General features: G+C 59.7%; 27 protein-coding genes and 1 pseudogene. 18 read left to right on the top strand and 10 right to left on the bottom strand.

Features of this window, described 5'->3' with window-relative positions:
* Both cobI and cobJ read left to right on the top strand, forming a co-directional pair.
* Entirely contained in the window at positions 1-732 is a 732-nt protein-coding gene (cobI, locus tag U3654_RS16010; RefSeq protein ID WP_324752537.1) for a precorrin-2 C(20)-methyltransferase, read from the top strand.
* Positions 729-1,463 carry a precorrin-3B C(17)-methyltransferase gene (gene cobJ, locus U3654_RS16005; protein ID WP_324752536.1) on the top strand — a complete coding sequence of 245 codons (735 nt, stop codon included), beginning with the start codon at positions 729-731 and terminating at the stop codon, positions 1,461-1,463. Before cobI ends, cobJ begins: the two co-directional genes overlap by 4 nt.
* Here cobJ and U3654_RS16000 read toward each other — a convergent pair.
* Entirely contained in the window at positions 1,439-2,182 is a 744-nt protein-coding gene (locus U3654_RS16000; RefSeq protein ID WP_324752535.1) for a cobalt-precorrin-6A reductase, read from the bottom strand. The genes cobJ and U3654_RS16000 overlap by 25 nt on opposite strands.
* 1 nt (position 2,183) lies before the next feature.
* On the opposite strand from U3654_RS16000, the gene cbiE reads away from it, so the two are divergent.
* Genes cbiE through U3654_RS15955 form a run of 9 tightly spaced genes read left to right on the top strand, consistent with a single transcriptional unit; the run spans position 2,184 to position 9,890 of the window.
* On the top strand, positions 2,184-3,365 hold the full coding sequence (gene cbiE, locus U3654_RS15995; protein ID WP_324755308.1) for a precorrin-6y C5,15-methyltransferase (decarboxylating) subunit CbiE: 1,182 nt from the start codon (positions 2,184-2,186) through the stop codon (positions 3,363-3,365).
* Positions 3,362-3,739, top strand: a complete 378-nt coding sequence (locus U3654_RS15990; RefSeq protein ID WP_324752534.1) for a cobalamin biosynthesis protein — start codon at positions 3,362-3,364, stop codon at positions 3,737-3,739. The genes cbiE and U3654_RS15990 overlap by 4 nt, the downstream gene beginning before the upstream one ends.
* Entirely contained in the window at positions 3,736-4,521 is a 786-nt protein-coding gene (gene cobM, locus U3654_RS15985) for a precorrin-4 C(11)-methyltransferase (RefSeq protein ID WP_324752533.1), read from the top strand. Before U3654_RS15990 ends, cobM begins: the two co-directional genes overlap by 4 nt.
* Positions 4,518-5,843, top strand: a complete 1,326-nt coding sequence (locus U3654_RS15980; protein ID WP_324752532.1) for a cobyrinate a,c-diamide synthase — start codon at positions 4,518-4,520, stop codon at positions 5,841-5,843. Before cobM ends, U3654_RS15980 begins: the two co-directional genes overlap by 4 nt.
* Positions 5,840-6,565: a uroporphyrinogen-III C-methyltransferase gene (gene cobA / locus U3654_RS15975; protein WP_324752531.1), complete on the top strand. Its 726-nt coding sequence runs from the start codon at positions 5,840-5,842 to the stop codon at positions 6,563-6,565. The genes U3654_RS15980 and cobA overlap by 4 nt, the downstream gene beginning before the upstream one ends.
* A complete protein-coding gene (locus tag U3654_RS15970) occupies positions 6,562-6,876 on the top strand; it encodes a DUF1636 family protein (protein WP_324752530.1) in 315 nt (104 codons plus the stop codon). Before cobA ends, U3654_RS15970 begins: the two co-directional genes overlap by 4 nt.
* Positions 6,873-7,706, top strand: coding sequence for a precorrin-6A synthase (deacetylating) (gene cobF, locus U3654_RS15965; protein WP_324752529.1), 834 nt, complete (start codon positions 6,873-6,875; stop codon positions 7,704-7,706). Before U3654_RS15970 ends, cobF begins: the two co-directional genes overlap by 4 nt.
* 28 nt (positions 7,707-7,734) lie before the next feature.
* Complete coding sequence (cobO, locus tag U3654_RS15960; protein WP_416384528.1) at positions 7,735-8,394, top strand: cob(I)yrinic acid a,c-diamide adenosyltransferase; 660 nt, start codon at positions 7,735-7,737, stop codon at positions 8,392-8,394.
* Between the two features lie 50 nt (positions 8,395-8,444).
* Positions 8,445-9,890 (top strand): cobyric acid synthase, encoded by a 1,446-nt coding sequence (locus tag U3654_RS15955; protein WP_324752528.1) that lies wholly within the window; start codon positions 8,445-8,447, stop codon positions 9,888-9,890.
* 71 nt (positions 9,891-9,961) lie between these two features.
* Here U3654_RS15955 and cobD read toward each other — a convergent pair whose 3' ends face one another.
* The 3 genes and pseudogenes from cobD to U3654_RS15940 form a co-directional block, all read right to left on the bottom strand.
* Entirely contained in the window at positions 9,962-10,918 is a 957-nt protein-coding gene (gene cobD, locus U3654_RS15950; RefSeq protein WP_324752527.1) for a threonine-phosphate decarboxylase CobD, read from the bottom strand.
* Between the two features lie 9 nt (positions 10,919-10,927).
* Positions 10,928-11,575, bottom strand: a pseudogene (gene cbiB, locus U3654_RS15945) (adenosylcobinamide-phosphate synthase CbiB); the annotation flags it as partial.
* Between the two features lie 74 nt (positions 11,576-11,649).
* A protein-coding gene (locus tag U3654_RS15940) for an IS3 family transposase (protein ID WP_324751533.1) occupies positions 11,650-13,001 on the bottom strand; the annotation gives its coding sequence in 2 pieces (ribosomal slippage) (positions 11,650-12,665 and positions 12,665-13,001; 1,353 coding nt in all).
* A 103-nt stretch (positions 13,002-13,104) separates the two neighbouring features.
* On the opposite strand from U3654_RS15940, the gene U3654_RS15935 reads away from it, so the two are divergent.
* Positions 13,105-13,392: a PhzF family phenazine biosynthesis protein gene (locus U3654_RS15935; protein ID WP_324752526.1), complete on the top strand. Its 288-nt coding sequence runs from the start codon at positions 13,105-13,107 to the stop codon at positions 13,390-13,392.
* Positions 13,393-13,586: 194 nt separating this feature from the next.
* On the opposite strand, the gene U3654_RS15930 is transcribed toward U3654_RS15935, so the two are convergent.
* From U3654_RS15930 to U3654_RS15915, 4 genes are read right to left on the bottom strand one after another with little or no spacing between them, the layout of a single operon-like run.
* A complete protein-coding gene (locus U3654_RS15930) occupies positions 13,587-14,462 on the bottom strand; it encodes an SRPBCC family protein (protein WP_324752525.1) in 876 nt (291 codons plus the stop codon).
* Complete coding sequence (locus tag U3654_RS15925; RefSeq protein WP_324752524.1) at positions 14,459-14,935, bottom strand: SRPBCC family protein; 477 nt, start codon at positions 14,933-14,935, stop codon at positions 14,459-14,461. The genes U3654_RS15930 and U3654_RS15925 overlap by 4 nt, the downstream gene beginning before the upstream one ends.
* Complete coding sequence (locus U3654_RS15920; protein ID WP_324752523.1) at positions 14,932-15,273, bottom strand: metalloregulator ArsR/SmtB family transcription factor; 342 nt, start codon at positions 15,271-15,273, stop codon at positions 14,932-14,934. Before U3654_RS15920 ends, U3654_RS15925 begins: the two co-directional genes overlap by 4 nt.
* 46 nt (positions 15,274-15,319) lie before the next feature.
* The gene (locus tag U3654_RS15915) at positions 15,320-15,592 is read right to left on the bottom strand and encodes a hypothetical protein (RefSeq protein ID WP_324752522.1); all 273 of its coding nucleotides are present in this window, start codon (positions 15,590-15,592) and stop codon (positions 15,320-15,322) included.
* 242 nt (positions 15,593-15,834) lie between these two features.
* Here U3654_RS15915 and U3654_RS15910 point away from each other — a divergent pair, with 242 nt between their 5' ends.
* From U3654_RS15910 to U3654_RS15885, 6 genes are all read left to right on the top strand, one after another.
* Positions 15,835-16,452, top strand: a complete 618-nt coding sequence (locus U3654_RS15910) for a glutathione S-transferase family protein (protein WP_324752521.1) — start codon at positions 15,835-15,837, stop codon at positions 16,450-16,452.
* 177 nt (positions 16,453-16,629) lie between these two features.
* On the top strand, positions 16,630-17,013 hold the full coding sequence (locus U3654_RS15905) for a hypothetical protein (protein WP_324752520.1): 384 nt from the start codon (positions 16,630-16,632) through the stop codon (positions 17,011-17,013).
* Entirely contained in the window at positions 17,001-17,480 is a 480-nt protein-coding gene (locus U3654_RS15900) for a VOC family protein (RefSeq protein ID WP_324752519.1), read from the top strand. Before U3654_RS15905 ends, U3654_RS15900 begins: the two co-directional genes overlap by 13 nt.
* A gap of 74 nt (positions 17,481-17,554) precedes the next feature.
* Positions 17,555-18,220, top strand: coding sequence for a DUF899 domain-containing protein (locus tag U3654_RS15895; protein ID WP_324752518.1), 666 nt, complete (start codon positions 17,555-17,557; stop codon positions 18,218-18,220).
* A 696-nt stretch (positions 18,221-18,916) separates the two neighbouring features.
* Positions 18,917-19,267, top strand: coding sequence for a hypothetical protein (locus U3654_RS15890; protein WP_324752517.1), 351 nt, complete (start codon positions 18,917-18,919; stop codon positions 19,265-19,267).
* Between the two features lie 204 nt (positions 19,268-19,471).
* Complete coding sequence (locus U3654_RS15885) at positions 19,472-19,651, top strand: hypothetical protein (RefSeq protein WP_324752516.1); 180 nt, start codon at positions 19,472-19,474, stop codon at positions 19,649-19,651.
* A gap of 618 nt (positions 19,652-20,269) precedes the next feature.
* Here U3654_RS15885 and U3654_RS15875 read toward each other — a convergent pair.
* Positions 20,270-21,220 carry a glycosyltransferase family 2 protein gene (locus U3654_RS15875; protein WP_324752515.1) on the bottom strand — a complete coding sequence of 317 codons (951 nt, stop codon included), beginning with the start codon at positions 21,218-21,220 and terminating at the stop codon, positions 20,270-20,272.
* A gap of 20 nt (positions 21,221-21,240) precedes the next feature.
* Entirely contained in the window at positions 21,241-22,185 is a 945-nt protein-coding gene (locus U3654_RS15870) for a GNAT family N-acetyltransferase (protein WP_324752514.1), read from the bottom strand.
* Between the last annotated feature and the right edge of the window lie 56 nt (positions 22,186-22,241).

Genomic DNA, 22,241 nt, shown 5'->3' with positions numbered 1-22,241 from the left:
ATGGGAAAAGTGATCTGTGCAGGTCTTGGACCCGGTGATCCTGAACTGATGAGTGTCAGGTCCGATCGGGTCATTCGCGCCGCGCGCCACATTGCGTATTTCCGCAAGAAAGGCCGCACCGGGCAGGCCCGCACCATCGTCGGCGGTATGCTGCGCGACGACGTGATCGAATACGCGATGGAATATCCCGTCACCACAGAACTGCACTTCGGATCAGAAGAATACCGCAATCTGATGGTCGATTTCTACGCCGAGTGGGCAGACCGTCTTGCCGAGCTCGCGCTGGAGCATGACGTTGTCGTGTTGTGTGAAGGCGATCCGTTTTTCTATGGCTCGTTCATGCACCTGCACACCCGCCTTCAGGGCCGCGCCGAGGTGGACGTGCTGCCTGCAATCCCCGGCATGGTCGGCTGCTGGAACGCGCTGGATATGCCGTTCAGCTGGGGCGACGACGTGCTTACCGTGTTGATGGGCACCCTGCCAGAGGCAGTGCTGACCGAACACATGCGCCGCGCCGATGCGCTGGTGGTAATGAAAACCGGGCGCAATCTGCCCGCTGTGCGCCGTGCGCTGGACGCGACCGGGCGGCTGGAAGACGCTTGGCTGGTGGAAAAAGGCACCATGCCGGACCAGCGGATTGCCAGACTGTCACAGGTGGATGATGCCGATTGCCCCTATTTCGCCATCGTGTTGGTGCACGGACAGGGCCGCAGGCCAGAGGCATCACCATGACCGGTTGGATTGCCATAGCGGGGCTGGGTCCGGGGCGCGATGACCTTGTTACCCCCGAAGTTACTGCCACGTTGGCGCAGGCTACCGACGTCATCGGCTATATTCCCTATGTCGCCCGTGTCGCGCCGCGTGACGGGCTGGCCCTGCATCCCAGCGATAACCGGGTAGAGCTTGATCGTGCCGTCCACGCCTTGCAACTGGCCGAGCAGGGCGCGCAGGTCGTGGTAGTTTCTTCTGGCGATCCCGGTGTCTTTGCGATGGCCTCGGCGGTTTTTGAGGCGCTGAAGCAACACCCCGAATATGACGGGGTTGATATTCGCGTGCTGCCCGGCATTACCGCCATGCTTGCGGCTGCAGCTGCCGTCGGCGCGCCGTTGGGGCATGATTTCTGCACCATCAACCTGAGCGACAACCTGAAGCCTTGGGCCACGGTAAAGCAACGCCTGCGCCTGGCAGCCCGCGCCGATTTTGCGATGGCGTTTTACAATCCGCGTTCAAAGTCGCGCCCGCATCAGTTTGCGGCTGCCCTTGATATCTTGCGCGAAGAATGTGGTCCCGACCGCCTGATTACCTTCGCGCGTGCGGTCAGCACATCCGAACAGTCCCTGCGCACCGTTACACTGGGCGAAGCGACCCCCGAGATGGCGGATATGCGCACCGTTGTGCTGCTTGGAAACTCAGCTACGCGCCGTGTCGGTCGTTACGTCTATACGCCGCGGAGTGCCGAATGACCGAGCCAGACCATTACCGCCTCGACACTATCAAGCGTAGCGCCGGGCAGGGCCGGGCGTGCGGCCAATATAACAGGCAAGCGCAGGGCACGTGCCGCCTCCAGCTTGGCCTGCGCCGCGGTGCCACCGGCGTTCTTGGCCAAAACATGGGTGATCCGGTGTTCCAGCATCAGCGCGGCGTCGCCCCCGGCGGTGAAGGGGCCGCGCGCCAGTACCACCGTCGCATGTGGCAACGGCAGCGCTGCATCCGGGGCATCGACCAAGCGCAAGACGTAGTGGTGCTGCGGCTTCACGCTGAACAACCCGATTTGCTGTTTGCCAATTGCCAGAAACACGCGCGCTGGGGTGTCGGGCAGGGCGTCGGGCATGTCCTCGACCCGATCCACCATTGTCCAGTTATCCCCAGCCTGTGCCATCCACGGCGCGCGTTCCAGACGGATCAAGGACGTGCCGGTCTGCGCACAGGCCGCAACCGCGTTCCGGCTCATCCCCGCAGCGAATGGGTGGGTTGCGTCAATCACATGGGTGATTGCCTCGGCGTTGAGATAGGTTGCCAGCCCTTGACCACCTCCAAACCCGCCGATCCGCGTGGGCAGGGGTTGCGGCGCGGGCGCACGGGTCCGGCCCGCGTAGGAAAAAATGGTGTCGATACGCGTCTGCGACAGGCGCAGCGCCATGGCGCTTGCCTCGGTGGTTCCACCCAGCAAAAGGACGCGCATGATGGCTAAACCTTGGCTCTCATTTATCGGACTGTCGGACGATAGCGCAGTGGGCCTGCCCGCCGCAAGCCGTGCCGCACTCGACGCTGCCGAGGTCGTCTTTGGTGGCCCGAGACATCTTGTGCTGGCAGATGTGGGGGGCCGGGGCCACCCCTGGCCTGTTCCGTTTTCGGTTGACCCAGTGCTGGCACAGCGCGGCAAATGCACAGCCGTGCTGGCATCCGGTGATCCCTTTTGGTTTGGCGTGGGCGGCAGCCTGTCGGCCCACCTTGACCCCAGCGAATGGCAGAGCTTTGCAGCACCCTCAACCTTTTCGCTTGTCGCCGCCCATCTTGGTTGGCGGCTGGAAGAGATTACCTGTCACGGCCTGCACGCCGCCCCCTTTGCGCGGCTGCGTTCCGTAATGGCCCCGCATGCGCGGCTGATCTGTCTGGTCCGTGACGGCTATGCGCCTGCGCAGCTTGCGGCGTGGCTGGCCGAGCAAGGCGCGGGTGTTGCGACGCTGTGGGTCATGCAGGCGATGGGTGGTGCAGATCAGCGTATCCGCCAGACCACCGCCAGCGGTTTCGATCTTACCGATATTCGGTCGCCTGTCGCCGTTGCCATCGACCTGCCTGGCAATGTGGGCCTGCCGCGTGTCGCTGGTCTGCCGGACGATTGTTTTGCTCATGACGGCCAGATAACCAAACGCCCGATCCGCGCGCTGACCTTGTCAGCGCTTGCGCCGCGCCCGGGTGAGTTGCTGTGGGACGTGGGCGCAGGCTCGGGCTCAATCGCTGTGGAATGGTGCTTGGCAGGTGGCCATGCCATCGCGTTTGAGCAAAAGCCAGGCCGCGCCGCGAACATCCGCCGCAACGCCGAGAACTTTGGTCTGACCCACCGGCTGTCCATCGTGGAGGGGGACTCCACCACCAGCATCGCGGACCAAGCTATACCTGATGCTGTTTTTGTCGGTGGTGGCGGCACGACGGCGCTGTTTGGACATTTGCTCGCCATGCTGCCCGCCGGCACCCGCCTTGTGGCCAATGGGGTGACGCTGGAAACCGAGGCGCTACTCTCCAACCTACACACATCCCGAGGTGGCACCCTCCTGCGCATCGAGCTGGCCCAGGCCGAACCGCTAGGGCGGATGCGCGGCTGGCAATCCACCCGCCCCGTCGTGCAGTGGAGTGTCACGCTATGAGGGTCGCCGGGATCGGATTTCGCAGGGCTGCCAGCACGGCCTCGCTGCGCGACGCGCTGGAGCGCGCCATTGGTGACGGCCTACCTGTCCAAGCGGTGGCAACCGAAAGCGGCAAAGCGCGCGCACCGGTCTTTCGCGAACTGGCAGCCGCGCTTGCAATCCCCGCGTTGGGCGTCAGCGCGTCAGACCTCGCCCAAATCATCACCCCTACACAATCGCAGCGGCTCCAAAACCAATTCGGCACTGGCTCTCTGGCCGAGGCCGCCGCCTTGGTCGCCGCTGGCCCCAACGCACGGCTGATCACAGTGCGTGTGATGTCACACGACAACATGGCCACAGCCGCAATCGCAGATAACGAAGGAACAGATACGTGACAGTCCACTTCATCGGCGCAGGCCCTGGCGCACCTGACCTTATCACCCTGCGTGGACGTGATCTGATCGCATCTTGTCCGGTTTGCCTGTATGCAGGCTCACTGGTTCCAGAGGCGCTGCTGTCCCATTGCCCCGCAGGCGCAAAGGTCGTGAACACCGCGCGCATGTCGCTGGATGAAATCATGGACGTGATCGCACAGGCCGACGCGGCGGGCCAAGACATCGCCCGCCTGCATTCTGGTGACCTGTCGGTCTGGTCGGCGATGGGCGAACAGCTTCGCCGGTTGCGCGCCCTTGGCATTGCCTACTCTGTGACGCCCGGCGTGCCGTCTTTCGCCGCTGCTGCTGCCGAACTGGGGGCCGAACTGACCCTGCCGGGCGTGGCGCAATCCGTGGTGCTGACCCGCACCTCAGGCCGGGCAACAGCGATGCCGGAAGGCGAGGCGCTGGAGAATTTTGCTCGCACCGGTGCGACATTGGCGATTCACCTTTCGGTGCATGTGTTGGACAAAGTCGTGGACGACCTGACCCCGCATTACGGCGCTGACTGCCCCGTTGCGGTTGTCTGGCGCGCCAGTTGGCCCGATCAGCGCATCGTGCGCGCAACGCTTTCCACCCTGCAAACGGCGATCGGAGCCGAGATGGAACGCACTGCGCTGATACTGGTGGGGCACGCGCTGGGGTCCGAGGATTTTGGCGACAGCCGCCTTTATGCCGGTGATTATGATCGACGTTTCCGACCTGTCGGCACGGCGCCGCGCTTTCCGGAGGGGGCGCAATGATCCCCCCCGGCCTGCTGATTTCCGCGCCCGCATCGGGCTGTGGCAAAACCACATTGATGCTGGGGTTGTTGGCCGCATTGCGTGCGCAAGGTATTGCGGTGCAGCCGTTCAAAAGCGGCCCGGATTACATTGACCCCGCCTTTCATACCGCAGCCTCGGGGCGGGCGTCGTTCAATCTTGACAGCTGGTCGATGGATGCCGCGCGTATCGAAGGGTTGGTCGGCAATGCGAAAGGCGCAGACCTGATTCTTGCCGAAGGGTCAATGGGCCTGTTTGATGGTGTCGCGGTGCCCGGTGCGTCGGGCAACGGGGCCAGTGCGGATATCGCGGCGCATATGGGATGGCCGGTGGTACTGGTGTTGGATGCGTCGGGCGCTGCGCAATCTGTCGCGGCAACGGCGCTGGGCTTTGCACAAATGCGCCCCGATGTGAGGCTCGCAGGCGTGGTGCTGAACCGTGTCGCGTCCAAGCGTCACGAAGCACTGATCCGCGTTGGGATGAAACAGGTCGGCATCACCGTATTCGGGTCACTGCCGCGCCAAAAAGACATCGCAATGCCTGAACGGCACCTTGGCCTTGTGCAGGCGAGCGAGCAGGAAAACCTGCCCGAGATTTTGTCAAACGCGGCGGGTTTTGTGGCCGCTCATGTCGATATACCAGCGCTGATCGCTGCCGCCGCAGGAACGTTGCAAGACGCGCCACCGCCCGCGCAGATCATCCCGCCCGGACAGCGGATTGCGCTGGCGCAGGACGATGCGTTTGCCTTTGTCTATCCGCATCTGCTGGCGGGCTGGCGCGCGGCGGGGGCCACGATCCTGCCGTTCTCACCTCTGGCCAATGAGGCGCCTGATGACAGCGCCGATGTCTGCTGGCTGCCCGGTGGCTATCCCGAACTGCACGCTGGACGCATTGCCGCTGCCGAAAATTTCCGTAAAGGGTTACAAAACTTCGTTCGCACCCGTGCTGTTCATGGTGAATGCGGTGGCTATATGGCGATGGGTGTCGGGATTATCGATAAAGACGGTATTCGGCATCAGATGACGGGTCTGCTGGGGTTGGAGACATCGTTCGCCACGCGCAAGATGCATCTTGGCTACCGCAAGGCCGACCTGCATGCCGCCATCCCCGGCCATCCGGCCTTGGCACGGCTGCGTGGGCACGAATTTCATTATGCAACGATCCTGTCCGAGCCTGATGCACCGCTGGCCCAGATCATCGACAGCAACGACGTAGTGGTGCCGGAAACCGGGTCGGTCAAACGCTATGACGGCGGCGGTGTGGCTACAGGCACCTTTTTCCATATGATCGCCGAGGCAGCATGACGGGTTTTGTCTCATTCGTATCCTCCGGGCCGGGCGATCCCGAACTTCTGACCGTCAAGGCCGTCAAGCGGCTGGAGGCAGCAGAAGTAGTGTTGTTTGACGATCTGTCTTCGGGTCCGATACTCGCACATGCGCGCGCAGATGCGGATTTGATCGGGGTCGGCAAGCGGGCCGGGCGCGCTTCGCCCAAGCAGGACCATGTCAGCCGTGTTCTGGTGGATTACGCCAAGGCCGGGATGCAGGTCGTGCGGCTGAAATCTGGCGATTGTGGTATCTTCGGGCGGCTGGAAGAAGAGATCATGGCGCTTCAGGCGGCGGGTGTCCCCTATGAAATCATCCCCGGCGTTACCTCGGCTTCCGCGGCAGCGGCAGCGGCGGGCATTCCGCTGACCCGTCGACTGACGGCGCGGCGGGTTCAATTCATCACCGGGGCTGATGTTACCGGCGATCTGCCGGCGGATGTGAACATGGCAGCCCTTGCAGATCCGTTGGCCACCACCGTGGTGTTTATGGGCAAGCGTACCTTTGTCGGGCTTGCGACACGGCTGATCGAACACGGGCTTGCGCCTGATATGCCCGCCGTGCTGGCCGAGGCGGTATCGACACCGGCCCAGCGAGTCGAGCGGTTCACCATCGCCACGCTGGCCGCGCATCTGGAGGCGACCAGCAGCACCACACCAGCGCTGATCTTTTACGGTGCGCTGGCGGATTTGCGGCAATGAGCGCGCCGGTATCGATGATGGTCTGTGCCCAGTGCGCGCCGGGCGGTTCCTTCATGGACGCCGCGCGCAACTGCATGGGGGATGTCGCGGTCAGACCTGTCGATTGCATGTCGGGGTGTCGCCACGCGCAGACGGTTGCGTTTCGCAGTCCGGGCAAGGTGGCCTACCTTTTTGGTGACATCACGGCGGCAGATCTTCCTTTGCTGCAGCGTTTCGCGCGCCTTTATGCCGCTTCGGCGGATGGCACATTTACCGATGCCCGCGTGCTTGGTGATCTGCGCAGCAAGGCGCTGGCGAGGGTGCCGGGATGAGCCTGCACCTGACGCTGATCGGAATTGGCACTGGCAACCCCGAACACCTGACCTTGCAGGCGATCCGCGCGATCAACCGGCAAGACCTGATCCTGATCCCGCACAAGGGCGAAGGGAAAGCCGACCTCGCCGATCTGCGCCGTACGATCTGCGCCGAGGTTCTGACCAATGCCAGGACGCAGATCGTGGCCTTCGATCTGCCGGTGCGCGATGAGGCAACGCTAGATTACCGCGCGCGGGTTGATGACTGGCACGATGCCATTGCTGTCGCATGGCAAGGCGCGATGGCGCGCCATCCCGGCGCGCAAAAGGTGGCGTTGCTGGTTTGGGGCGATCCGTCGCTTTATGACAGCACGCTGCGGATTGCGGCGCGTTTGAACCCCGCGCCAGTGCTGGAGGTCATTCCCGGCATCACTTCGCTGCACGCTCTCACTGCGGCCCATACAATGGCGGTAAACGAGATCGGCGCGCCGTTCCTCGTCACAACGGGCCGCCGCTTGCGCGACGAAGGCTGGCCGCCGGGGGTAGATACCCTTGTCATCATGCTGGATGCGGGCGGGGCATTTGAGGCGCTGGACCCTGCCGGGATCGATATCTGGTGGGGCGCTTATGTGGGCATGCCAGAACAGATCATCTGTGAGGGAAAGCTGGCGGATGTGGGTGCCAAAATCACCGCGGTGCGGGCCGAGGCGCGGGCGCGGCATGGCTGGATCATGGACATCTATATTCTGCGCCGAACGGTAACGTCAGGCGGCCCGGATCAAAGCTTGATCCTGCGTTCATCCTCTGTCCAAAGCACCCACGACCGCGCCTCACGCAACGCAAAATAACCACATATATCCAGAACCGGAGACATCAATGACATCCCCAGAAGGCACCCCTGCAAACAAGAAAACCGCTGCAGAAACAGCAGAAGACGTAAACGCCCGCCACTCAAAAAAAATGGCAAAAATCAAGACCGCGCGCGACAAGATGATGGCCGGTAAGGAAGGCGATAAGGGGCTCCTGATCGTCCACACCGGGCCCGGTAAAGGTAAATCCTCCAGCGGGTTTGGTATGATCTTGCGGTGCATCGCCCATGAGATGCCTTGTGCGGTCGTGCAATTCATCAAAGGCAGCTGGGATACAGGTGAGCGTCGGATCATCGAGGCGCATTTTTCCGAGCTGTGCGAATTCCACGCGATGGGTGAGGGGTTTACATGGGAAACCCAGGATCGTGAACGCGATGTTGCGATGGCCGCAAAGGGTTGGGAGAAGGCCAAAGAATTGATCCGCGACCCCCGTAATCGTCTGGTTCTGCTCGATGAAATCAATATCGCCTTGCGCTATGACTATCTGGATATCGCCGAAGTTGTAGCCTTCCTCACGTCGGAAAAACCACCTTTGACCCATGTGGTGATGACAGGCCGCAACGCCAAACCGGAGTTGATCGAGGTTGCCGATCTGGTGACCGAGATGACATTGATCAAGCACCCATTTCGCTCTGGCATCAAGGCACAGCCGGGCGTGGAATTCTGAAACAAGACAACCGCCGAAACCTCGGCATTTTCACCGACAAAGGCCTATAAATGAAGGCTCTGATGATCCAAGGTACCGGCTCGAATGTGGGCAAATCGCTTTTGGTCGCGGGGCTTTGCCGGGCCGCGAAGTTGCGCGGGCTGAACGTTGCGCCGTTCAAGCCGCAAAACATGTCAAACAATGCCGCCGTAACTGCCGATGGCGGCGAAATCGGACGCGCGCAGGCGTTGCAGGCGTTGGCCTGTGGGATTGAGTCGCATACCGACATGAACCCGGTCTTGCTAAAGCCGGAAAGCGAGACCGGCAGTCAGGTGATCGTTCAAGGTAGGCGCGTCGCCACCGTAAAGGCGCGCGAGTACGCGGCGCTCAAGCCTAATTTGATCACATCTGTGCTTGAAAGCTTTGAGCGGTTGAAGGCCCGCAATGATCTGGTCATCGTTGAAGGCGCAGGCAGTCCGGCAGAGGTCAATCTGCGTGTTGGCGACATTGCCAATATGGGCTTTGCACAGGCCGCAGACTGCCCTGTCATTTTGACCGGTGACATTGATCGCGGGGGGGTGATCGCGCAGATCATAGGGACGCAGGCGGTGATGGACGGTGCCGATAATGCGATGATCTCGGGCTTCCTCATCAACAAGTTTCGCGGTGATCCAAGTCTGTTTGACGATGGCTATCACTTCATTGCCGCGCAGTCGGGCTGGCGCGGGTTTGGCGTCGTGCCCTATTTCGACGGGGCATCCAGACTGCCGGCTGAAGATGCCCTTGATCTGCCCAATGGCGGCGGGTCTGGTGACTATAAGATTGCCGTCTTGGTCCTGTCGCGCATTGCCAATTTTGACGACATCGACCCATTGGCGCAGGAACCGGGGGTCGGCCTGACCATGGTGCGCGCGGGTGAGGTTATCCCAGCTGACACTGATCTCGTCATCATCCCCGGAACAAAATCAACGATCGGCGACCTCGCATTTTTACGCTCGCAAGGCTGGGACATTGACATTGCCGCGCATCTGCGGCGCGGCGGCAAAGCCCTGGGAATTTGCGGGGGGTATCAAATGCTTGGCGCGCTGCTGCGTGATCCGCAGGGCGTTGAGGGGCCAGCCGGAGAAGTGGTGGGTCTGGGGCACCTTGCGATTGAAACTGAATTGACGCCGGACAAGAAATTGACCCGAACAGAGGCGATACATCAGGCAACGGGCCTTGCGATGCAGGGCTACGAGATTCACATCGGCCGCTCGGACGGGCCAGACCGGCAACGTCCGTTTTCCATGGTAACGGGCCGCCCCGAAGGCGCGGTTTCCAGCGATGGCCGGGTCATGGGCAGCTATCTGCATGGAATGTTCAGCAACGATGCATTCCGCGCCGGATTTTTGCGCAGCATCGGCGGGCAACCCTCGGGGCTGCTATATGGCGCCGGGGTTGAGGCCACATTGGATGCACTTGCCGCGCATCTTGAAAAGCACGTGGATGTCGTTGGGCTTATCGATCTGGCGCGGTAACGAATATGCCGATTAATAGCGGCTTGACCTCAAGGGTAGCGACGTTTCGCACGCGCCTTGGGATATTGTGATCAACCTTCCAACGCGCGGGCCAATCGTTTCCATTCAGCCTCGCCTCCGGGCAAGCCAATGCGCAGCCAGTGGGCGGAATAGGGAAAGATGCGTGACCAGATCTGATGCTGGGCCAGCCGTTCCTGCGCGGCTTTCGCATCCGGCGTTTCGTAAAGCCGAAACAGTTCGGTGCCGCCAACCACAGTCCAGCCAGCGGTTTTGGCCAGCGCGTCAGCCATTGCCGCTTCGGCGCGCAGGCGCAGGGTCGTCGCTTCAGCCCAAGCACGATCCGTCAGCGCCTGTGTCGCTATCCGCAACGCCGCGCCATTGACGGGCCACGGGCCTGCCATCTCGTCAAGGCGCGCGATATCATCGCTGCATCCAATCACAAAGCCAAGCCGCAACCCGGCCAGACCATAGAACTTGCCAAACGACCGCAGGATTATCAGGCCGGGCGCACCCGCCGACGGGGCCAGCGACAGGTCGGGTTGCGGGTCGCCAAAGCTTTCATCGACGACAATGCGCGTCTCTTTGGTCAAATCTTGTAAATCTGCGGCGGCATAGCTTCGGCCATCGGGTTTGTTCGGATTGACAACAACGGCCAGATCCGCTCCGGCAAGCTGATCCAAGCTGGTGACCTGTCGCACCTGCCAACCTGCGGCACGCAGAGCTGCGGCGTGTTCATTATAGGTTGGTCCCAACACGCGGGCTTTGCCCGGGACCGTAAATCGCGGGATCATCTGGATAGCGGCCTGCGCGCCAGCGGTGGCCAGCATCGGGGCATCGGTTCGATAGGCAGCGCGGGCAGCCGCCAAAGCCGCAGATTTCGCGGCGTTGGTTGGCAGCATTGTCCAATCCCCGATCGGGACAACCGGAACCGGATAGGGAACGCGGTTGATGCCGGTCGAAAGGTCAATCCAGTCGGTCCCGCCAAAGCGCGCGACAGCCGCGTCTATATTTCCGCCGTGATCGCGCATCTTGTCTTCCTAAACTAGCGCCAGTGTCAAAAGCGCGGCAATTCCCAACACCATCGCGCCCGCGTAAAGCGCAAGCCCTCGCCGTAGATCAGCAGCGAGCGGATCGGCTGCACGGCCGTTCACCCAAGGCTCATCCGCGATGTAGTCTGCATAGACGCGTGGCCCGGAAAGACGCACCTGCAAGCCCGCTGCCATTGCAGCCTCTGGCCAGCCAGAGTTTGGCGACCTGTGCCGAGGGGCGTCGCGCAGCATGGTGGTTATCGCTTGCTTTGGTCGCCCGGAGGCCACCGCGAACATCATTCCAGTCAACCGCGAGGCGGGCAGGTTGACCAGATCATCAAGCCGGGCTGCGGCCCAGCCAAACGCTTCGAAACGCGGGTTTCGGTGGCCGATCATTGAATCAAGCGTGTTGATCGCCTTGGAGGTTGCAATTCCGGGCAGGCCGAAAAGCACGCCCCAGAACAACGGCGCGACAATGCCGTCCGAGGTATTTTCTGCAAGGCTTTCCAGCGCCGCACGCGCAATGGCCGCCTCGTCCAAGGCGCTGGTTTCGCGACCGACGATCATGGAAACGGCATGGCGCGCATTAGGGAGATCGTTGTGTGCCAGAGGATTGGCGACCGCTGCGACATGCTCATACATCGACCGCATCGCGACCTGTCCGTCGTCAAATAAAATGGGACATCAGAGCGGCTTGAGCATTGGAGGCTCTGGCTCGTTCGTGTGATTGATTATGCGGCTTGTTTCTGGTGTTGCAAGCGGCGCTGTCGGATTGTCTGTTTCTTGATCTTCTCCCTTTCCCTGAGAATGGCTTTATCGCGGCCGAAGTAGACGTCGGCGGGTGTGACGTTGTTCAGACTCTCGTGGTATCGTTGGTTATTGTAATATTCGACGAAGGCCCCGATCTGCTGCTCGAGATCGCCGGGCAGGTAGTAATTCTCCAGCAGAACCCGGTTCTTCATAGTTTGGTGCCAGCGTTCGATCTTGCCTTGTGTCTGTGGGTGGAATGGCGCCCCGCGGACGTGCGTCATTTTGTGATCCTCCAGCCAATCGGCCAGATCGCCAGAGATATAGCATGAGCCGTTGTCGCTGAGCAGCCGCGGCTTGTGGCGCACGACCGCCTGGTCGCAACCCGATTCCGCCAGAGCCAACTCGATAGTGTCGGTCACATCGGCAGCACGCATGGTGCTGCAGAGCTTCCACGCAATGATGTAGCGGCTGTAATCGTCCAGGATCGTGCTGAGGTAATACCAGCCCCACCCGATGATCTTGAAGTAGGTGAAATCGGTCTGCCACATCTGGTTGATTGCCGTGGTTTTGTCTTTAAACTCGTCGGCCGCCTTGATCACCACATGCGCGGGCGCCGTGATCAGGTCAGCTTCCTTCAGAATACGATATGCTGATGATTCAGATATAAAATACCGCTTCTCGTCGGTGTATTTCACCGCCAGCTCCCGTGTCGTCAGGGCCTCAAATTCCAGCGCGAACTCGATCAAATCATCGCGCCGATCCTGTGGAATACGGTTCCAGACAGAACCTGGACGGGGTGCGTGGTCCGCCAGGGCATCAAGGCCGCCGTCGACATAACGATCATACCAACGGTAGAAGGTCGCGCGCGGGATGCCCAGCATGTCGAGGGTCTGCCTGGCCGGTAGATGTGAGCCTTCAACCGTTCGGATGATTTCCAGCTTCTCGGACGCGGGATACCTCATTTCTCTGCCTCCCCAGCCCCTGTCATGCTTTTTTTGAGCAGACGGTTCTCAAGGGTCAGGTCTGCCACGCATTCCTTCAGGGCAAGTGACTCCGAGCGCAGATCTTTGACTTCTGGCGACGTTGCCTGCCGGGCCGTGTCGCCGGACAATCGCCGCTTGCCAGCCTCAAGGAATTCCTTCGACCAGCTGTAATATAGGCTTTCGGCGATGCCTTCACGGCGACAGAGCACCGAAATGCTCTCTTCGCCTCGCAGACCCGCCAAGACGATGCGGATCTTCTCCTCAGCCGAATAGGTCTGACGGGTCTTGCGGCGGATGTTCTTGACCAGCTTGTCAGCTGCGTCCTTAGACGTTCCGGATTTCTTGTTCATCTTCACTCCATGAAGGTTACGATGAACCAGAAATCCTCCGTTGTTCAATTCCTCAAATCTGTCCCACAGGCGCTGACGTCAGACAGACCGGCTGAAAGCGCTCATGCTCGATCACGATCTCACGACGTTGCAGTTAATATGGCGCGAGCGGCCCGACCTTTACCATTCACGAAACCCGTTTCCGGTGGGCGGTGTTTACGAAGACCCGGCGACCGGTGCGGCAGCGGCGGCCTTCGCAGGTTACCTGCGCGACGGCGGGTTTCTGCCGGCGCCAGCGCAGATCGTCATCCGCCAAGGTGAGAAGATGGGCCGGCCCAGCACCTTGAACGTGGAGATTCCTGCAGCGAACGGGATCATTGTCAGCGGGACGGCGGTGCCGATGCCCGGATAATCGCTGCTTGTGTTCGGCCAGATAGCCCCCAATCGTTCAGAAAATGCAGATCGGTGCGTTCGATGGATTTGAGCACGCGAGCGTGACGCGCGTCTCCCATGGCGATTGAACGAGCAGAAGAGCCGAGGTGTTCAGGACGTTCTCATCGCGGTCCTGGATGCTCCTATGGGCTTCCCAATCCAGAAACCGCTTTGTCAGCCAGCCCCGACAGAACGCGCCAGCTTTCCCAAGGTCTGCAGTCCTAGTTCCACCGCGCCAAAGCCTTTGGCCTCTTGAAATTCGGCTGCTGTGCTGAACACCATACCCAGTGTCACCTTTGTTGTTCCATCTTCGTCCTCAAACGTAGCCCAGACGTCGGCATGCTTCGGACCGTTTTCACCCCACAAAAGCTCATAACAGATTCTGTCTTCTGCTTTGATCTCGCCGAAGCGGTGGTGGTTTGGAAAAACCTTGCCATCGGGCCCGACCATATCGAACACCCACTCGCCACCCGCCTGTAAATCAATCCGTTTCGTCACGCAGGAAAACCCATCCGGCCCCCACCATTGGGGCAGGGTTTCAGGGTTCGTCCAGGCCCCCCAAACCGCTGCCCGCGGGGCTTTGATGACGCGTTGAAGCACCATGCTTCGCTCGGCCACGCCCGCCAGATTGTCAAGCCCTGCGCCAAAGCCCTGACGGTAGCCCGCCTCCATATCCTCGGCTAAGGAGGAGAGTTGTACCGTCACCACCACGCGACTGCTCTCGCCCGCGTCGGAGAAATCTGCCGTCACCAGGGCCGCCGATTGCTTCACGCCTTCCGATGAGATGACCTCGTAGTTCACGCTGCACCGTGTGGGCTGCAACTCCAGCCAACCGCTTTCACAGCGGGTGTCGGGTTGGCCCTCCACTTTGCAAAGCGAGACTTCGCGTCCGCCAACCCATGTATTGGCCTCAAGGAACTCCACTGTGACTGAAGGCGCGGGTGCCGCCCATACTGCTCGGGCGGCAGGTGCCGTCCACGCCTGCCATAAAGTTTCCACAGGTGCTGCCACCTGACGTTCCAATGTCAGCGTTGCGAAACGGCCGCTCATTTCATCAGGCCCTGAGCATAGGTTTCCAGCTGCGTCGCTACTGTGCCCCAGCCGCCAAAGAAACCCATATCCTCATGCGCCTTGCGGGTCTCAGGATTGCGGTGGCGAGCGATCGCCGTGTAAGTCGTGCCACCCCCAGGTGCATCCGACAGAAGCAGGATTGCGGTCATGAACGGCTCGGGCGCAGGTTTCCAGCCTTCGGTATAGCCATCGGTGAAGACCAGCTTCTCGCAAGGCACAACCTCCAGATAGACGCCCTGATTGTCCATCACAGTGCCTTCGACATCGAAGGTCGTGTTGAACCGTCCGCCCACCCGCAGGTCAATCTTCACGGACGTCACCTTGTGCGGCGCAGGTATGAAGAATTGTGGAATGTGTTGTGGCTCGGTCCAACATTCCCATATCAGATCTCGCGGCACGGCCAGCGTGCGCGTAAAGCTAAGGTCGGTATTCGGATCCAGTTCCGGTATCATTTCTCGCGCTCCTTCATCAACTGCATCACATAATCGTCCAGCCGGTCGAGCCGGGCCTCCCAGATTGCCCGTTGTTCATCGATCCATGTCCGCACGGGCCCCAGCGCCTCGGGAACAATGGCACAGGTGCGCACCCGCCCGTCCTTTGACGAGGAGATCAAACCTGCCTCCTCCAGCACCGAAAGGTGCCGCATCACCGTCGGCAAACGCAGCCCGGTGGGATTGGCCAATTCCGTCACTGGAGCTGGCCCCTCAGCCAAGCGCGTCAGGATCGAGCGCCGTGTCGGGTCCGCCAGAGCATGGAAGAGCAGCGAGAGATCGGGATCATACTTAGCCATGTTGCTAACTACACCCTGCTCCCTTTCGCGTCGAGAGAAAAGTTTATCAGTTGGCTAAGTTTTCTGGCACGCGCTTGCATTCGGCTGCCGCTGAAGCCAGTGAGCAGAAGTTGTGATCCCCATGGACGGCGGGTGTTGCTGCGAGCAGGTGCGGTTCCGCGTCTCCAACGCCCCGATGCTGACAAGCATCTGCCATTGCGCCGGTTGCCAGCGAATGATCAGCAGTGCCCCTTCGCTGACCGTAACGGTCATGGATTCGGACATCGAAGTCATCGATGGAGAACCCGTAATCGGCGGGGTACATGGCGACATTGAACATTATTACTGTCCGCTTTACATGCTCTTGGTCTTCGCCCGACGCCCACGAAAACGCCGATGAACTTCGTCAATGTTCGCGCGACGATGCTGGACGATGCCACTTGGTTCACCCCGTTTATCGAAAGTTACACGTGCGAGAAGCTCCTTTGGGTGTAAACTCCGGCCAGGCACAGCGACGATAAATTCCCGCCGATGGAAGGACTACAAAAAGTTGATGGCGGAGTTCGCAGAAAGGAATATGTTATGATCACACTCTATTGGAGCCCGCAAAGTCGCGCGGTGCGCATGTTCTGGGCGTTGGAGGAAATTGGTCAGCCTTACGAGTTGGAACTGATCGACATCCGTGCCGAAGATCGTGACGATCCGCCGGATTTTCTGGCGGCCAGTCCGTTGCGCAAGGTGCCCGCATTGATCGACGGCAAAGTAAAAATCGCCGACTCAGCGGCTATCGTACTCTATCTCGCCGACCGCTATGCGCCGGGGGATCTCGCGCCACATCCCGACGATCCGGCGCGCGGCGAATTCCTGACCTGGCTATTCTATACGCCCTCGGTCATCGAACCCGCCATTACCGAGAAGTTCTGCGAAATACCCTCTAATCCTACCGCCTATCCATGGGGCAGTTTCGAAAAGATGCTTGCGGCGCTGGAAGCCCGGTTGACGGACCGGGAATGGATCGCTGCCGATCACTTTACCATGGCCGATTTCATGGTCTCGGGTACGATCGACTTCATGTCCAACTTCGACATTCTCGACCCGTCTGCGGTTCTCAAATCCTACACGGAGCGATGTCTTACGCGCCCCGCCGCCATCCGCGCAAAGATTAAGGAACAGGCGGCAACAAAGGCACTCGCAAATTGACAGGAGAAAGCCATGTGCAGGATCACGGCAGGATTGTTCCAGATGCGCGGCGACAGCGAGCAGGACAGCAGCGCAAGGTCCCGTAGAATTATCCGGCGATCAGGGCGACTGGCTGATTCAGGCGAACGACCCGCAGGGCGCGAAGGTCATGTTCACCGGCAACCGCGGGGGGATGCCATGAAAATTGAGAAAATTTACGCCCAGATTGTCTGCTCCGAACATGTCGCAAGTACCGGCTGGTACCGCAGCCTGTTCGCCCGCGATTCCGATGCGACACCGATGGCTGGCCTTGCAGAATGGCACCACGGCGAGAGCGTCGGGCTGCAACTGTTCGAAGACGCATCCAAGGCCGGGCAGCAGACGCTGACACTGATGGTGGGTGGCCTGTACGGTGAAAAGGCGCGGCTTGAAGACGCGGGCCTTTATCCCAGAGAGATTGAACCTGCGGACACAGCAAGTCTCGTCCGTCTGAGTGATCCCGATGGTAATGTGGTCGTTCTGGCGCAATCGACGCACCTGTTAGCAACACGGAAGCGAAAGGATGAATCATGGACAAGATAACCGCTTTCCTTTGGTTCGACACCCGGGCCGAAGAGGCGGCGGAATTCTATACCGGGCTCTTCCCCGACAGCCGCATCGACAAGGTGACCCGCAGTCCGCTCGATACCCCCGGCGGCGCAGGTGAGGGCGAGGTGATCACCGTCGCCTTCACCCTGGCGGGCCGCAGTTTCATCGCAATGAACGGCGGGCCGGATCATCCATTTACCGACGCAATCTCCCTGTCGATAGATTGTGTCGATCAGGCCGAGGTCGACCGCTATTGGGACGCGTTCCTGGACGGAGGCGAAGGGGTTGCCTGCGGATGGATCAAGGACCGGTTCGGCCTGAGTTGGCAGGTCACGCCGCGCATCCTGCCGCGGCTTCTGGCCGATCCCGATCGCGCCAAGGCGAAACGCGCAATGGAGGCGATGATGCAGATGGCCAAGATCGACGTCGCCGCAATCGAGGCGGCAGCCGCAAAGACCTGAGGCGATTGAAACGAAACCCCAGCGCCGGAACCGCGCAAGACCGCACCCGGCCGCCCTAACGAAGGAGCCGAGAAATGACCGATCATATCCCACATCAGCAGACCGTCACCCGAGACGACTGGATCGCGGCGCGCGAGGCGTTGCTGGCGAAGGAAAAGGAACTGACCAGGGCCCTTGACCGGTTGGCCGCCCTACGGCGCCGGATGCCTTGGCAGCAGGTCGAGAGGGAGTACGCATTTGTCAGACCTGCCGGCAAAGCCAAACTCGAGGACCTGTTTGAGGGTCGTCGCCAGTTGATCGTCTATCATCACATGCTGAAACCCGACGATCCCCATCCGTGTGCCGGGTGCGGCATGGTCGGCGACCAGATGCCGCATCTGGCGCATCTGCACGCCCGCAACACCTCGCTGGTTTTCGTTTCGCGCGCGCCGCTGGACCAGATCAAGGCATTCAAGGCGCGAATGGGCTGGCAGATGCCTTGGGTCGAGACAACGGACGACTTCGGCGCCGACTTCGACGTGCCGAAATATTTCGGGCTCAACGTCTTCATCCGTGACGGTGGTGGTATCTTCCGCACCTATTTCACCAAGGGGCGCGGGGTCGAGACGCTGGGCACCGCTTGGGCGTTACTCGACCTTACCCCAATGGGTCGGCAGGAGGCGTGGGAAGACGCGCCGGAGGGTATCCCGCAGAGCAAGGCGCATCAGTGGCTGCGCCTGCACGACGAATATGACACCTGATCGAGAAGGAGCACCACGATGTCAGAGAAGCACTATGGCGGCGGGTGATGCTACTGCGGCGCAGTCGCCTTTGAGGTGGATATCGACGACGCCGTTGTCTGCAAATTGCTCTTGCCGAGGCTGCCACGATTTCAAGCGCTGCATCCGGGTATGACGATCACGCCATCCCTGTCCTTCGACTATATCGATCTGGAAAAGTCGGGTTTAGACGCGGCGGTTTGATTTGCCGCCGGGGATTCGCTGGTGGCAGCTAAGACCTCGGTGGTGCCAGGCTCCCGCAACCAAATTTACAAAATAATATCAGCGTGTTGCAGGCCATCCTTCGGGGTGGCTTTTGGCGTTCGCGCGCTGCGTGGAAGCACTGTGGAAGCAGCTGGAGCGTGAAACCTTGTGTGGTGATCAAGCAACGCTAACGCCGGCGGCGGCACGGCCGTTCCGCGATCAATACACCGGCAATGTCCCGGCCATCCGGTAAGCGACAGCTTCCAATCCATCGATTATAGTTCCGTCCGCCCGTGAGGCTGCAAGTGACGTGCCCTCCTGAAATCAAAGCCCTCATGCGGCGCGTCGCCGCGTCTCCGGTAATGCTGATCTTCTGGAACCGCCGGTTAACCATGTAATCTCGGGCGGACTGTGTTACCCCGTTATCAAGTGCGCGATCCTGCGCATTCTTCCTAAATCAGATTGGTCTAAAATATGCAATTTCCCGAATGGATAAAACCTGCGCTCATGGGTGTGGGAGCAGGGGCTATTGCTGTTTCTATTATCGGCTTTAATTGGGGTGGCTGGGTCACAGGTGGCGCTGCGGCTGAAATGTCGAGTGACAATTCCGCTGCGGCGGTCGTCGTTGCCTTAACGCCTTACTGTATTCGTAAATCCCTGAATGATCCGGGCGCACCTGCGATTTTGGCAGAACTCGAAGATGCCTCGTCTTATCAACGTCATACCGTTGTTGAGGACGCAGGATGGGCAACCCCGCTTGGCGCTGAAGAACCCAGCAGGGAACTTGCGGATGCCTGTGAGAGTGCCTTGAGTAACGAAACATAATCCTGCCTAAAATGTAAGATGAGGCGGGAGCGGCCTTTGGTTTGTTCCCGCCTTTTTCGATAGTAACGCTGGTTCATCATTCCCATTTCCTGTCGCAAGAAATTTCGAGCGCCTTTTTGATCTGCGCACTCGAAACCTCTGCCGATAGAACGCCTGTATGACTGCAGCCGAACACCAAAACACCGACATCAAGGAGAACCGCCCATGGCCAATCTGGCAAAGACGCTAGTTTTGACAGCCTTAAAGCCCCAAAAGGAAACAGTGCTGGAAAAGACCTCGCGCGCAGTGAAGGCAATCAAAGAGGAAGAACGTGAAGAACGCGAAGTCAAGACCGCGCGTCTTCGTAAAGATCGCCTTGAGAAAGAGGAAGATGCGCTCTTGTAAGCGACTGCATTGCGCTGGGTTTGGCGGAGATCATTTGCCTCACTTCACGCGACCATATCGAGCGCTGCACACGGAGCAAAATATTTGGCTTCAGCCTTAGCGGGCGGGATACTTCCGATTGGTTCAAATAACCGTGGTTAATTGAACCAATCCAACCATTCGACCGCCGCCATTTCTACAGCCACCAGATTTCCACAAGGACCGCAACGTCGGACGACTTCGATCTTTTTGAAGTCACTCGATCGTCTTGGCCAAGGTGTTTTCGGCCCATAGCCGACCTTGGTGCGAAACACATCTCACGCGAACTGGAATATGTAGAAGTCGAAGGTGGGGCGGTTTTAAAACAACTAGGGTATGAGCTGCACAATCCAAACCCTCGTCCAATCCGCCTGCACGAAAAGCTGGGCGAAAAATTGCGTGAGAAAGCGGACTCGCGCCCGCCTGACGCAATGAGCGCTGAAGAAGTCGAACAATGCAAAAAAACTGGGCACCCTATTTGGCGAGTTGAACAGTCTTGTGAAGAGCGCCAAGGGCCCCAAATCAGTCCTATCCGCGACTATGTAGCGGCAGGAGAAACTGAACTGACCTCTGGATGGTTAGAGAAACAGTTTCCTATGCTCAGGCACGCTGACGCCGCGCCTTCTTTTGGCGCCGTCTCTCGGACAGCAAGGCCCCCAGGATCGCGACGGGGTGTTGCCATCCTTTTTGAATCAACGCGCTGAAACCACCGGTCAGATAAGTTAGGCGCATTTCCCGGTCGCCAAGACGTTTTTCGATCGCAGTCAGGATAGGATCGCCTGCGCGCAGCCCGAATACCGCAGCGTCATCAAGCCGCTGTCGCAGGACCATAACCTCGCGTTTTACCTCGCGCGTCCGCTGGGCCGAATGCGCCTCGGGTGTCGTGTAGGCGATGTCGGAGTTGGTTAGCCCAACCCCGACCCGATACAGCACCAATTCCTCATCGATCAGCGCTACGCGGCCCTCCAGCGCGGCCCGGAAGCCCAAGATCAGATCCTCGTAGCATTCTGCATATTTGATGGGGCCATATTTCCGGTATAGGTCCTTGTGCCAGGCACAGGTGGCCCCAAGATACAGCTGCATCGAGACTGCCGCAGATTTCGCATCGTATGTTGAGTAGAAGGTTGCCTTCTGATAATTGCGCGGCATCTCCTGACCGTCAAATGTCTCAACGCGCGCTTGGGAAAACGCAAGCAGAGGCCGCTCTGCTTCGAAAACCTCGATGGTCCGGGCGGCACGGTTCGGATAGCAGATATCATCACCGGCAATCGAGATGATCACCTCTCCTGAAGCCAGCTCAAATGTCCGATTGATATGTCCGATCAACCCCAGATTAACAGGATTGCGGTTCAGAACCACGGTGTGTGGTCCCTGATAGGCCGCCGCCAGCCGGGACATCGCGTCAAACGTTCCGTCCGTTGAGCAATCATCACTCAAGATGATTTCTAAGGGATTACACTCTTGCTCCAGAACAGCCTTGACCGCCTCTTCGATCCAATCCACCTGATTGTATGCGATCAACGCAATCGAATACGTCAGCGGTTTGGTCATTTTCTTCCTCACAATTCCGGTCAAAGGGTCAATTCGTAGTGACCGTAAACAACCGTTCTGGCACCGAACATTTCCTTTTGTCGTGCCAACCCTTCGTTCAGTTCGCGCCCTTGATCGGTAGTGGAAATGCCGAAGTCGAACCAACGCCGATCTGCAAACTGCTCTTCGATCAAAGTCTTTACGATCAGGTCAACACCGCCATGCGCCCGCCCGCGATCAGATGCGGCGATGTACTGGACATGCACGGTTGCCCCACAGTCAAAGATGACCACCGCCGCTATCATATCGTTCGTATCAAAAGCGCCGAACAGGCGGATTTCCTCTGGAAAGTGAGCGGCAAGCAATTGGATCTCTTCAAGGCTATGCACGGGGCGCGCGTCATGGCGATCCGAAAGCACCTGTTCGAGCAAGGTCCAGCAGGCGGCCCAATCCCCGCTTTCGTGTATCTCCAGCCCGGCTTTCAGCGCCTTGCGCAAACCGTCCTTTTTTCCGCTGCCGAAGGGTAATTTGCGAGGCAAGGCGATGGTGGCCGAGGCATCCGCACGCACCAGTTTTGCCTGGTGGCGAAATAGGGCGTAGATGTCTTCATCCGCAGGTTGGTCGTGGTAGATGTAAGGCACCGCCTTGTAACGCAGCACTTTCATACCCGCCCCGCGCATATATTCCTTTAGCGCGTCAAAGACCAAGAGCATCCGCGCGGCGCTCATCTTGGTGCCGGACACTATCCCGCCATAGGTCAGCCCGCCGTGCGAAACCAGTTCATCCCCGGACTTGTTGGCCGGGAGCAGCGCCAGAAGACTGCCTGCCTCAAAGAACATCAGGGAATGGTCTTGAAACCGGTCCGCGTGATAATCCATAAAACCACGCTGAAACAGAAAAGTGCCGTTTTTCGAGGTCTTGACGAAGGCATCCCAGACTTCGGCATCCGAGGCGGTGTAGCGCCTGATCTCTAAAATATGCGACACAGGCTTGCCTCCTGATCCTGAAAATTACTGACGCCGACCATGAGTTCGAGCAGTCA

This window comes from Roseovarius sp. Pro17 (assembly GCF_035599575.1).
Taxonomy (GTDB): Bacteria; Pseudomonadota; Alphaproteobacteria; order Rhodobacterales; family Rhodobacteraceae; genus Roseovarius.
This window is presented reverse-complemented; position numbering and strand designations above follow the sequence as displayed.

Bases quoted from the DNA above. Each gene is read 5' to 3' on its own strand.
- cobA (WP_324752531.1), top strand. From the start codon at position 5,840: ATGACGGGTTTTGTCTCATTCGTATCCTCCGGGCCGGGCGATCCCGAA.
- U3654_RS15925 (WP_324752524.1), bottom strand. From the start codon at position 14,935: ATGATACCGGAACTGGATCCGAATACCGACCTTAGCTTTACGCGCACG.
- U3654_RS15885 (WP_324752516.1), top strand. From the start codon at position 19,472: ATGGCCAATCTGGCAAAGACGCTAGTTTTGACAGCCTTAAAGCCCCAA.
- U3654_RS15920 (WP_324752523.1), bottom strand. From the start codon at position 15,273: ATGGCTAAGTATGATCCCGATCTCTCGCTGCTCTTCCATGCTCTGGCG.
- U3654_RS15930 (WP_324752525.1), bottom strand. From the start codon at position 14,462: ATGAGCGGCCGTTTCGCAACGCTGACATTGGAACGTCAGGTGGCAGCA.
- cbiE (WP_324755308.1), top strand. From the start codon at position 2,184: ATGGCTAAACCTTGGCTCTCATTTATCGGACTGTCGGACGATAGCGCA.
- U3654_RS15970 (WP_324752530.1), top strand. From the start codon at position 6,562: ATGAGCGCGCCGGTATCGATGATGGTCTGTGCCCAGTGCGCGCCGGGC.
- U3654_RS15990 (WP_324752534.1), top strand. From the start codon at position 3,362: ATGAGGGTCGCCGGGATCGGATTTCGCAGGGCTGCCAGCACGGCCTCG.
- cobO (WP_416384528.1), top strand. From the start codon at position 7,735: ATGACATCCCCAGAAGGCACCCCTGCAAACAAGAAAACCGCTGCAGAA.
- U3654_RS15915 (WP_324752522.1), bottom strand. From the start codon at position 15,592: ATGTTCAATGTCGCCATGTACCCCGCCGATTACGGGTTCTCCATCGAT.
- U3654_RS15890 (WP_324752517.1), top strand. From the start codon at position 18,917: ATGCAATTTCCCGAATGGATAAAACCTGCGCTCATGGGTGTGGGAGCA.
- U3654_RS15935 (WP_324752526.1), top strand. From the start codon at position 13,105: ATGCTCGATCACGATCTCACGACGTTGCAGTTAATATGGCGCGAGCGG.
- U3654_RS16000 (WP_324752535.1), bottom strand. From the start codon at position 2,182: ATGCGCGTCCTTTTGCTGGGTGGAACCACCGAGGCAAGCGCCATGGCG.
- cobD (WP_324752527.1), bottom strand. From the start codon at position 10,918: ATGCGCGATCACGGCGGAAATATAGACGCGGCTGTCGCGCGCTTTGGC.
- cobF (WP_324752529.1), top strand. From the start codon at position 6,873: ATGAGCCTGCACCTGACGCTGATCGGAATTGGCACTGGCAACCCCGAA.
- cobI (WP_324752537.1), top strand. From the start codon at position 1: ATGGGAAAAGTGATCTGTGCAGGTCTTGGACCCGGTGATCCTGAACTG.
- U3654_RS15900 (WP_324752519.1), top strand. From the start codon at position 17,001: ATGGACAAGATAACCGCTTTCCTTTGGTTCGACACCCGGGCCGAAGAG.
- U3654_RS15980 (WP_324752532.1), top strand. From the start codon at position 4,518: ATGATCCCCCCCGGCCTGCTGATTTCCGCGCCCGCATCGGGCTGTGGC.
- U3654_RS15895 (WP_324752518.1), top strand. From the start codon at position 17,555: ATGACCGATCATATCCCACATCAGCAGACCGTCACCCGAGACGACTGG.
- U3654_RS15875 (WP_324752515.1), bottom strand. From the start codon at position 21,220: ATGACCAAACCGCTGACGTATTCGATTGCGTTGATCGCATACAATCAG.
- U3654_RS15905 (WP_324752520.1), top strand. From the start codon at position 16,630: ATGAAAATTGAGAAAATTTACGCCCAGATTGTCTGCTCCGAACATGTC.
- U3654_RS15955 (WP_324752528.1), top strand. From the start codon at position 8,445: ATGAAGGCTCTGATGATCCAAGGTACCGGCTCGAATGTGGGCAAATCG.
- cobJ (WP_324752536.1), top strand. From the start codon at position 729: ATGACCGGTTGGATTGCCATAGCGGGGCTGGGTCCGGGGCGCGATGAC.
- U3654_RS15910 (WP_324752521.1), top strand. From the start codon at position 15,835: ATGATCACACTCTATTGGAGCCCGCAAAGTCGCGCGGTGCGCATGTTC.